At 42.4% G+C, this 11,353-nt stretch carries 8 protein-coding genes; 7 read left to right on the top strand and 1 reads right to left on the bottom strand.

What is annotated here, in order from left to right; genetic code table 11:
* Position 1 precedes the first annotated feature (1 nt).
* Together CYP26_RS07670 and CYP26_RS07665 are read left to right on the top strand one after the other, a co-directional pair.
* Positions 2-904, top strand: coding sequence for a DMT family transporter (locus tag CYP26_RS07670; protein WP_103630977.1), 903 nt, complete (start codon positions 2-4; stop codon positions 902-904).
* A complete protein-coding gene (locus CYP26_RS07665) occupies positions 882-1,304 on the top strand; it encodes a Sua5 YciO YrdC YwlC family protein (RefSeq protein WP_103630976.1) in 423 nt (140 codons plus the stop codon). The genes CYP26_RS07670 and CYP26_RS07665 overlap by 23 nt, the downstream gene beginning before the upstream one ends.
* Before the next feature lie 964 nt (positions 1,305-2,268).
* On the opposite strand, the gene typA is transcribed toward CYP26_RS07665, so the two are convergent.
* Positions 2,269-4,071, bottom strand: coding sequence for a translational GTPase TypA (gene typA, locus CYP26_RS07660; RefSeq protein ID WP_004317297.1), 1,803 nt, complete (start codon positions 4,069-4,071; stop codon positions 2,269-2,271).
* Between the two features lie 161 nt (positions 4,072-4,232).
* Between typA and CYP26_RS07655 the strand changes: the two genes are divergently transcribed.
* From CYP26_RS07655 to CYP26_RS07635, 5 genes are all read left to right on the top strand, one after another.
* Positions 4,233-5,633, top strand: coding sequence for a flagellar hook-length control protein FliK (locus CYP26_RS07655; protein ID WP_103630975.1), 1,401 nt, complete (start codon positions 4,233-4,235; stop codon positions 5,631-5,633).
* An 8-nt stretch (positions 5,634-5,641) separates the two neighbouring features.
* A complete protein-coding gene (locus CYP26_RS07650; RefSeq protein ID WP_103630974.1) occupies positions 5,642-6,349 on the top strand; it encodes a flagellar basal body rod modification protein in 708 nt (235 codons plus the stop codon).
* Positions 6,350-6,354: 5 nt separating this feature from the next.
* Positions 6,355-7,956 carry a flagellar hook-basal body complex protein gene (locus CYP26_RS07645; protein ID WP_103630973.1) on the top strand — a complete coding sequence of 534 codons (1,602 nt, stop codon included), beginning with the start codon at positions 6,355-6,357 and terminating at the stop codon, positions 7,954-7,956.
* Between the two features lie 166 nt (positions 7,957-8,122).
* Positions 8,123-8,692 carry a hypothetical protein gene (locus tag CYP26_RS07640; protein ID WP_103630972.1) on the top strand — a complete coding sequence of 190 codons (570 nt, stop codon included), beginning with the start codon at positions 8,123-8,125 and terminating at the stop codon, positions 8,690-8,692.
* Between the two features lie 20 nt (positions 8,693-8,712).
* The gene (locus tag CYP26_RS07635; RefSeq protein WP_103630971.1) at positions 8,713-11,154 is read left to right on the top strand and encodes a molybdopterin-dependent oxidoreductase; all 2,442 of its coding nucleotides are present in this window, start codon (positions 8,713-8,715) and stop codon (positions 11,152-11,154) included.
* The last annotated feature ends 199 nt before the right edge of the window (positions 11,155-11,353 follow it).

Here is an 11,353-nt window from a genome sequence, read left to right as displayed (position 1 = left end):
AATGTCCAGCCATCAACTTGGAGTACTTCTTACGCTAGTTGGTGGCGTACTTTGGGGGTTTAGCGGAGTTTGCGGCCAGTATCTCTTCTCTCAGGGCATAAGCGCTGATTTTTTAGTACCTTATAGGCTCTTGCTGGCTGGTGCTTTTATCGTGCTTTACTACGCTTTTAAGGCTCCAAAGGCCGTTTTTGCACCACTTACTGACGTAAAACTACTAGCAGAGCTTCTTATATATGCCATACTTGGGCTCATGATGACGCAGTATGCTTATTTTTACTCGATCGAACTCTCAAACGCCGCAGTTGCGACTGTTATTCAATACACCGCCCCAGTTCTCATCCTAGCCATCATCTGTCTAAAAGAGAGGCGAGCACCAAGATCGCTTGAAATTTTGGCACTACTTTGTGCGATGCTTGGGGTCTTTTTTCTTGCTACTCATGCGCAAATTTCAGCCCTTGCCATCTCGCCAAAAGCGCTATTTTGGTGCTTAGTAAGTGCTGTTTGCGTCTGCGTTTATAACCTTGCTCCCGCAAGGCTAAATGCCAAATACTCAGTCACGCTCACGCTTGGCTGGGGCATGGTGATCGGTGGCGTGGTGCTTTGCCTTTATATGAGAGTGTGGGAGTTTGCGGGGCTTAGTGGCACGGCGCAGTGGCTGGCATTTTTCGCCGTCATCACGCTTGGCACGATATTTGCATTTAGCTTTTATATGACTGGAGTTAAGCTCATAGGCGCCTCGAAAGCTAGCATGATAGCCTGCATAGAGCCACTAAGCGCGGCCTTTTTTGGCTACTTTTGGCTTGGGACAAAGTTCGTCTTTTGGGACTTTTTAGGCTTTGCTCTCATCATATCATGCATATTTTTACTTTCAAAGAAGAGAGATGATATACCTAGCGCAAACTGACACGACAGCTGGCTTTTTAAGCAAAGACTACAAGGAGATAAACCACGCCAAAATGCGAAGTGAGGGCAAACCTTGCCTCATTACGACGGCTAAATTTAGCGTTTTACGTGAGCTTGCAAGAGCGCCAAAAAAGTATAAAAATTTCATCCGTCGCTCGAGAAAGACGACATTTTTATATCCGAATTTAAAGGCGATAAGGGTCGTAAAAGAGTGCGAACATGAGAAATTTTTAACCAAATTTGACTGGCTTTACTCAAGTAGCGCAAACAAAAATGGTATGAAATTTGATGAAGCTTGGGCTAGAAGCGTGGCTGATGAAGTTGTTGATGAGCACTTTTTTGAAGATACACCATCAAAAATTTATAAAATTTCAAAGTCAAAACTAAAAAAGATCCGTTAGTTAAATTTACGCCCTGCATTTTTTATAAATTTAGGCAGTTTTCTTGTAGCTTAAAGTGATAAACTTGCCAAATTTCACAGCTTACAAGAGTGGTTTTAAAGCTAGTTTTTAGACAAGGTCTAAATTTAATCTACTAATTAGATAAATTTACAAATAGTCAAACCAAATTTAGCCCTTCACTTGCTATAAACCTCGCTCCAGACTATATTTTGAAATTTAAAGTCTGCCAGATGCTTTAGCCAAGCACTGGCTGATATAAATTTGCGCCATTATATAAAGTTGCCCACTAAGACCAAATTTAAGTCATTCAGGCTCTGCTAACTCGCATAAATTTACAAATTTAGAGCAAGAAAGGACTAAATTTCATTAAATTTAGTCTGTTTTTTCACCATAAAGCTCTCTCCAAATCCGCCTCATAGAAATTTAAATTCTGCCAACTGCTACATTCTCTTTTTGATCAATCGCTAGCCATTCGACGCTACCGCCACTACAACCACACAAGAAAAATCAGTCAAGCCACAAATTTAAAATTTTAGCCACTACAAAAATTTAGATGCAGAGATAGTCAAATAAGTAAATTTAATAGCTTTAAAAACCTAAATTTATCCCTTTTGCAAATTCAAAAAAGCAAATTCAATCACCACAGCTAGTTGCGTTTTCACGTGCAAAAATAGTCTTTGCAAAACGCAAACTACTCTATAAATTTCTCGTGACGACATCAGATCATATAAATTTACTTCTCGAGCGTAAATTTACAAATTTGAAGCGCCAGAACCCAAAAAAACAAAAAATAGCCTTTATAAATTTACAGCAGTCAAGCCCTAAATTTGACTAAATTTAGCCGCACCATTTGACACAAGCAGATAAATTTACAAACTAGATTATTAAATTTGGTTTTGGGGATTAAATTTCACTTGCTAGCCCCTTTGGCTGGCACCAAAGGGATTTTACTAGCAAATTTGGATTATAGTTTTGCTTTTCTTTTGCGCTCTGTTGGGTCTAAATAGCGCTTACGAACGCGGATATTTATAGGCGTAACCTCGACTAGCTCGTCATCTTCTATCCACTCTAGCGCGCGCTCAAGGCTTAGCTTTCTAGGCGGCACAAGCTTGATCGCATCGTCACTGCCACTTGCACGCACGTTTGTTAGGTTTTTGCCTTTGATAGGATTTACATCAAGGTCGTTTGGACGGCTGTGCTCGCCGATGATCATGCCCACATAGACCTTTGCTTGCGGATCAAGAAATAGCACGCCACGATCTTGTAAGTTAAATAGCGAATAAGCAAGCGTTACGCCATTTTCCATAGAAACTAGCGCGCCGTTTGTTCTGTGCTCGACAGTGCCGCTTAGTGGTCTAAACTCCAAAAAGCTGTGGTTCATAACGCCCTCGCCTTTTGTATCAGTCAAAAACTGGCTCCTAAAGCCGATAAGACCACGCGCTGGGATCTCAAATTCGATCCTTGTTTGACCGTCGCCTGTTGGGTTCATAGAGACCATTTCAGCTTTTCTTTTGCCTAGTTTTTCGATGACTGTGCCTGTCGTATCATCAGGCGCGTCGATCACTAAAAGCTCGTATGGCTCGCATTTTACGCCGTTTATCTCTTTTACAATGACCTCAGGTCTGCCGAGCAAAAACTCATAGCCCTCGCGGCGCATATTTTCAGCCAAGATGGTGATCTGAAGCTCGCCACGGCCGCTCACTTTAAATTTGCCCTCGCCGATGTTTTCATATTTCATCGCGATATTTGTCTTCATCTCGTTTGCAAGGCGCTCATCGATCTTGTTTGATGTGACGTGTTTGCCCTCAGTGCCTGCTAGTGGGCCGTCATTTACAGAAAATACAACGCTAAGTGTTGGCTCTTCGATATGGAGCGGATCAAGCGGATGTGGGTTGTTTGGATCAACGACGCTATCGCCAACGTCAAGCGCGTCAAAGCCAGCGATCGCTACGATGTCGCCAGTGCCAGCCTCGTTTATATCGATCCTATCAAGTCCCATAAAGCCGATAAGCTTTGAAATTCTACCAGTTGTCTTTGTGCCATCAGCCTTTGCAAGCATGACGTTTTGATTTTTAGCTATCTTGCCGTTAAAAATCCTCGCAATGCCGATCTTGCCGACGTAGTTGTCATAATCAAGCGTGAAAACTTGAAGCTGAAGTGGGTTCTCGTCGCTGCCGCTTGGAGCTGGTACGTGAGCTAAGATAGTCTCAAAAAGTGGCTGCATATCTTTGTTTTCATCACTTAGTTTTAGCTTTGCGTAGCCATTTTTAGCAGCTGCATAAACGACTGGAAATTCTAGCTGCTCGTCATTTGCGTCAAGCGCGACAAAAAGGTCAAAAATTTCATTTATAACGCGGTCTGGATCGCCTGCTGGCTTATCTATCTTATTTACGACGACGATTGGGCGAAGTCCAAGAGATAGCGCCTTTTTGACGACGAATTTAGTTTGTGGCATAACACCTTCTTGCGCATCAACAAGTAGTAAAACGCCATCAACCATCTTAAGAACACGCTCAACCTCGCCACCAAAGTCGGCGTGGCCCGGGGTATCGATGATGTTGATCTTTGTATCTTTGTAGCGAATGGCGGTGTTTTTAGAAAGGATCGTGATGCCACGCTCTCTTTCGATATCGTTGCTATCCATTACGCGCTCGCCAAGGTTTTGATGCTCGTTAAATGTTCCTGACTGCTTCAAAAGCTCATCAACCATTGTTGTTTTACCGTGGTCGACGTGCGCGATGACGGCTATATTTCGTATCTTTTCCAAATTTTTCTCCGTTTATTAGTTTGATATTTTTCGCTTTATCAGTTTTAAAATAGGGGCAGATTATAGCCAAATTTTTATAAATTTTAAGCTGATATCAAGAAATTAATTTTTGGAATAGATTTTGCATGTAAGCGTTAAGTTTTTAAATTTAAAGGGATTAAATGCAAGCTTACACAGCGAAAAACAACGTAGATTTGCTAGCTCCTGCGGCTACTAAAAAGCCTGCGGCTGCGAAGAAGTCTCAAAACAACGGCGAGTTTTTGTCGATGGTTTTGGATGCGGCTGCGAGCAAGGCAAATAGCGGTCAAAAGATCACCGAAAAGGATGTCAAAGAGATAGTAAAAACTGTTGATATCCAAAAAGAGACGATAGAGAAGGCGCAAAACGAAAGTGTGGCAAAAATTTCAGCTGCACTTGAAGAAAATTTGGACGAAGATACAAAAAATGAGCTTTATGAAAATGCAAATTTCATGCAGCTTTTGCAAGTTTTAGAGATCCTAAATGGCAATGAAAAGGTAAGTAAATTTCCAAATTTCAGCGACAAAATAGCAAATTTCTTAAGTGTGCCCCAAAACGTCGAAGAGCTTAGCAACGTTAAAAGCGTTAGCGATCTTATCGACCTTGCTAAGAAATTTGACCTTGGCCTTGAAAATATAGAAATTTCAAACGAAGATGTGCCAAAACTAAACGATATGTTTAAAAATTTAGGCAAGCAGGAATTTTTCACGCCGATAAAGACTGAGGACAAGCCTTTTTACCTAAAAGAGCTAAAAAACGAGGTCGAGCAAACTATCATCAAAAATGAGCCAAAAGAGGTTGTAAAGCTTGATACTTTGCTAAAAGAGGTCGTGGCAAATCCAACAAATGAAGTTAAAAATTTAGTCAAAGAAGTGCCTAAAAAACTAGATGATAGCGAAGTAAAGCTTGATGATGAGATAGTAGATGTTGAGCCAGAGGATCAGCCAAAAGAGCCAAAAGTAAAGGTAAATTTACACGAGCAAAAGGCGCAAAAAGCCCCAACTCTTGAGTCGCTACTCTTTCCAGAAAGAGAGCAGATGAGCGAGGCTGAGCCAAGCGAGGAGACATTTAGCAGCGACAATAAATCAGAGCTAAATCAAATGGTAAAAGACATCGCAAATAGCGCTAAACACCAGCTTCAGACAAAGGCGGAGATAAAAGAGACGCTTAGTAATTTCTCTTCTACGCTAAAAGAGCAGGTGCAAAACTACAAAGCGCCGATCACTCGCTTTAACATCACGCTTAACCCGCTAAATTTAGGCGAGGTCGAGATCACGATGGTTAATCGCGGCAATAATTTGCATGTAAATTTTAACTCAACAACGGCTACGATGAACCTCTTTTTACAAAACCAAGCCGAGTTTAAAAACAGCCTTGTGAATATGGGATTTACCGAGCTTGAGATGAATTTCTCAGACCAAAACCAAAGACAAGAAAAAAGAGAACAAGCAAAGAACAAATATAGCTCAAATCAAAGCGACGAGAGCGAAAACGCTCAAGCGGAACAAAGCTTGCTTGAGTTAGTAATACCAAGATATATTTAGGAGAGATTATGGCTTCAGTTTCAGATATAACTACACAAACAACGCAGCAAAAAAACGCCGAGAAAAAGGCAAAAGCAAGACAAGACGCTGCAGCTAGCACAGGAACTAATCCAAATGGACAGCTAGACAAAGATGCATTTATGAAGCTACTTTTGACAGAGCTTCAGCACCAAGACCCAACAAGCCCTATGGATACTGAAAAGATGCTAACGCAAACTAGCCAACTAGCATCAGTTGAGATGCAAGAGAACACAAACAAAGCGATGAAAGAGCTAGTAAGTCAGCTAAAGTCAAACGCAAATGCCTACGCTATCTCAGCCCTTGGCAAGATGGTTTCAACTGGCTCAAATGCAGTCACACTAACAGATGAGAAAAAAGATGCAAAATTTGCGCTTTATTTTAAAACAGATCTTGCAAATGGCAAAATCGAGATCAAAAACGCAAATGGTCAAGTCGTAAGAACAACTGATCTAAACGAGACAAATGCAGGCGTTCATAACCTAGCTTGGGACGGCAAAGACGCATCTGGCAACCAAGTGCCAAATGGCTCATATACCATTTCGGCAACTTACACTGGCAAAGATGGCAAAGAGTACAAAACGCAAATAGGCAACTACCCAGTCGAGGCGGTGAAATTTGTAGATGGCAAGGCTATGATGAAGGTAGCTGGCGAATACGTTTCTATGGATAAAGTATCTGAATATTACGAGGGCTAAAAGCCATGATGAGAGGTTTTTACAACGGGGTTAGCGGCATCAAGACGCAAAGCTTTGGCATGGATGTTTGGTCAAATAACATCTCAAATATAAACAATGTCGGTTTCAAAGCTTCAATCCCTGAGTTTAAAAATTTAATAAACCAAAACCTAGTCTCAGCAGGAAGTGGTCCGACTAGCGATCAAGTAGGACTTGGAGCTACCAAGCAAACGACTGCACTTGATATGTCAAATGGTAGCTTTCAAAGCACTGATAACAACTTTGACCTTGCCATAGGCGGAGATGGCTTCTTTGGCGTTGTCGATAAAACAGGCAAAAACTACTACACAAGAACAGGCACTTTTGACATAGATGCGGCTGGAAATTTAGTAGATACTAGGGGAAATTTACTCCTTGGCACGCTTGCAAATTTCACTCCAACCACGCCAAGTGCGAGCGCTCTTAAAAAATATGGCCAAACCTCAAGCGCCCCACAAGCTTACACGGTCTCGCAAGAGGAGCTGAGTCTTGGCAATCCTGGCTCGCAAAAGGGCATAACACTGCCTCATTTTTTATTTATGCCAGCTGAGGCTACTACAAACATCAGCCTAAAAGGCAACCTAAACTCAAGCCGCATAACAGATAAAAAAACGACAGCTCTTGAGGCTAGCGAATACGCCTACACGCTTGATAATACAAATAAGACGATCTCACTAAACGGACAGATCCCGCTAAGCACCACATCACTTGGTGCAAAAGCTGGCGATAGCGTGGTCGTAAAAGTAAAAGACGGCGATGGTAAATTTAGCGAGTTTTCGACCACACTTGAGAGTGACGGCACTTGGCAGATAAACGACAAGAGCCTTAAATTTATGGACTTTGCAAATTTAGAGGTAAATGCTGAAGTCACCTCGCTCGTTGAAGTGCCAAACAAAGAGAAACTAACCTCTGACATCTACAACGCAGACGGCACAAAAAGTTTGGTCACTATAAATTTAACCAAGCAGATCCCACAAACTGGCGACCAGACTATCTGGGACGCGGTGGCAACGATAACTGATGCTAGCGGAGCCGTGCAAAATACGGCAATGGGCTCGCTTACATTTAATGGCAGTGGCAGGCTTGTGGCAAATACACTAACGAGCGTTGGCGGCGTAAATTTAAACTTCGAGGGCGACGGCGATGCGGACGTTTATAACGGCATGACAAGCTCAGCAAACGCTAGAAAAGGCTTTAACATAAAAAGAGATGGCTACGCTGAGGGGCTTTTATCAAAATATAGCGTCGATGATCGTGGAAACATCATGGCAAATTTCGACAACACTCGTGCATTCCCCGTGGCAAAAGTAGCCCTTTATCACTTCATAAACGACCAAGGCGTGGCAAAGGTTGGTGACAATCTCTATGAAGCCACAGCCAACTCTGGCGAGCCATTTTTTTACAAAAATAAAGCTGGCGAAACCGTTTATGGGGCGCAAATTTTGGCAAATAAGCTTGAGATGAGTAACGTCGATCTTGGTCAAGCACTAAGCGAGGTGATAGTCACGCAAAAGGCCTACGAAGCGAGCGCAAAAAGCATCACAACAAGCGATGAAATGATACAAACTGCTATCCAGATGAAGAAATAATCCTTAAAGTAAATTTGGGCGAGCAATCGCCCTATTTTTATAACTTTAAATTTACTTTATACCTTTTAAATCCCCTAAAATACTTACTTTTCTCTAAATATAGCAATATAATTTTAAGCATGCTGGTTATAAAATTCATTTAATTTATTTTTTTAAGGATTGTCAAATGAAAATGCTATTTTTAGCCCCAGTGCTAGCTTGTAGTCTTGCCTTTGGTGCTGATGTGATCGCAAAAGATGCAAACATAACACTTGATGGCAAGATGATCGGTAAGATCGAGGTTTTAACTCCAGTTGAAGTCTTAGAAAAAGGCGATAAAACGAGTAAGATCAAGGTTAGTGGTGTAGTGTCGGCAAACTACTTGGCTCAGCTTCAAAGAAGCGTAGAAGACCCTGAAGTTTTTGCAGCTTTTGATAACGAGAGCGAGGCAAATTTCAAAAAAGTAAAAGACCTTGAAGATGACTATGGCGAGGTTTGGTACCAAGCTGATGGCGTTTATGAAGTGCCAAATGACGCGCTTGGTGGCAACCAAAAAGAGCTTTATGCAAAGGCAAAGAAAATTTACGAAGAGACCTGCTCGGCATGTCACAGGCTGCATGAGCCAAACAGCTTTACAGCTGCTCAGTGGCCAGCAAATTTATCTGGTATGGTCGATGCGAAATTTGTTGCACTTGATGAAACTGATCTAAATTTAGTGCTTAAATACCTACAACACAATGCCAAAAAAGTAAAATAAATTTTCATAAGGGAGAAAATATGAAAAGGCGAGATTTTATAAAATTTTCTGCACTTGCTGCCACAGCAGCGCAGGCAAGCAAGATAGAGGGTGTAACTAAGACCATCTTTGATCAAAGCAAGACCTTTGGCGCAAATAGATTTGGCCTATTTTGGGCAAATACCAACTCAAACCAAATCGTCTCCGTCGATCCATTTGAGGGCGATAAATTTCCAAATACCATGAACAACAGCTTGCCAGACCTCATCCAAAACGAGAGCCGCGTGCTCTATCCATACGTTAGAAAGAGCTATCTAAAAGCAAAAGGCGCAGCAAAGAGCGAGCTTCGTGGCAAAGAGGAATTTGTGCGCGTTAGCTGGGAGACTGCCCTTGATCTAGCAGCAAAAGCTTTAAAAGAAAATTTTGATAAGTATGGCCCTGAGAGCATCTACGGCGAGTGTTACTGGTGGGGCGGTAGTGGCAAGATCAGCTGGGGCAGAACCGTTGGTCACAGGATGCTAAAAGTGCTTGGCGGATACGTAGAAGAGAGCGGCGACTACTCAACTGGTGCTGGCCTTGTCATCATGTCTCACGTTTTAGGCAACAGCGCCGTTTATGATGCTCCGACAAAGTGGGAGGCTATCGCTAAAAACGCTAAAAACGTTGTATTTTGGGGCACTGACCCACTTGTAACTGGTCAAATTTCATGGCAGCCACCAACACATGATGGCTATCTTGGCATCAAAAAGATAAAAGAGGCAGGCATAAAAACTTATAGCGTTTGCGTCTTTAAAAACGACACCACAAGATACCTTGACTCTGAAGCTATCATCGTTCGTCCAAATACCGACGTAGCAATGATGCTTGGCATGTGCCACTACCTATATGAAAACAAGCTTTATGACGAAGAATTTATCAAAAAATACACAGTTGGCTTTAATAAATTTAAAGACTACCTACTTGGCACAACCGACAAAGTGGTAAAAGACATCAACTGGGCTAGTAAAATTTGTGGCGTAAAAGCTGATGATATCGCTAAATTTGCAACAGCACTTGCAAAAGAGCCAAGCGTCATCATCGCAGGCAGGTCGCTTCAAAGACAAGATCACGGCGAGATGGGCTTTTGGGGCATAGTAACACTTAGTGCGATGCTAGGTCAGATAGGCAAAGAGGGTCTTGGCTTTGAGTTTAACCTCTACTACGCAAATGGCGCTACAGACAAGATCGCTCCGTCACTAAAAGGCATCAGCACTAGCATAAGCGAGAAATACGACAACGTAGATGGCGCTCCTTGGAAGAAATTTAAAAACGTCACCATCCCATCTTCAAGATCGATCGAGGCTTTGCAAAACCCTGGTAAAGAGATAGACTATGACGGCTCAAAGATCAAGCTACCACACATGAGAGTGGCTTACATGGCGTCTGGATCGATGTTTACAAGGCATCAAGACGTAAATAACGCTGTAAAAGCGTGGCGTAAATTTGACACCGTAATAACAGCTGAGCCATTTTGGACAAGCACAGCAAAACTAAGCGACATCGTCTTGCCAGTAGCTCTTGAAGTCGAGAGAAATGACATCAACCAAAGCGTGCCTACAAACGAGTACATCGTGGCTTACAAGCCTGTCGTAGAGCCTATGGGCGAAAGCAGGAGTGACTACTGGATCTGCTCACAAATCTGCAAACACTGGGGCAGAGAAGAGGTTTTTACAGAGGGCAAAGATGAGCTTGGCTGGGCGAAAGAATTTTACGCAGATGCAGCTGAGCAAGCTAAGGGCATAAATGTCAAGATGCCAAGCTTTGATGAGTTTTGGAAAGAGGGATATGTTAGATTTGAGCAAGATGACGAAGCGAGCAGATACTACACAAGGCTTAGTGCTTTTAGAGAAAATCCTCACAAAAACCGCCTAGGCACGCCATCTGGCAAGATAGAGCTCTACTCTCCAACTATCGCTAAATTTGGCTACAAAGACTTTGCGCCGCACGTTGCTTGGATCGAGCCGTTTGAGTGGCTTGGCAGCGAAAAGGCTAAAAAGTATCCATTTAGCGTCACAACCCCACACTCAAGATACCGCCTCCACTCACAGCTAAATAACTCAATAATCAGAAACTACGCTGAAGTATGCGCGCGTGAGCCAATGCTAATAAACGTAAATGACGCCAAAGCAAAAGGCATCGCAACTGGCGACGTGGTAAGAGTATTTAACGACAGGGGCGAAATTTTGGTTGGCGCGCTAGTCACTGACATCATCCCAGAGCACGTCATCGCCATCTGCGAAGGTGCGTGGTACGACCCTGAAGTGCTAGGCGAAAAAAGCCTTTGCAAACACGGCTGCGTCAATGTCCTAACTCGCGACAAAGGCACATCTAGCATCGCTCAAAGTAACTGCGGACACACAATCCTTGTAAATTTAGAAAAATACAAAGGCGAGATCAAGCCGATCACTGCATTTTCTAAACCAAAAATTTTACAATCTTTGTAAAATTTATAAATTTAGCCCTCGCTTGGGGGCTAAATTTTAAAAGATTTTATTTTTTGACAATTTCTATCTCGCTTATATCCTCAAATTTGATTTTAGTTTTTACGATTATGAGGATTTTATCTTTGAAATTTACATCCGATACTAGGCCGCTAGTTTTTACGTAAGTAAAGCCGTCGTGGTAGCTCACACGCACTTCATC

The sequence above is a fragment of the Campylobacter concisus genome, assembly GCF_002913225.1.
GTDB classification, from domain to species: Bacteria; Campylobacterota; Campylobacteria; order Campylobacterales; family Campylobacteraceae; genus Campylobacter_A; species Campylobacter_A concisus_J.
Note: the sequence above shows the minus strand (reverse complement) of the source record. Positions and strands in the feature narration are given on the sequence as shown.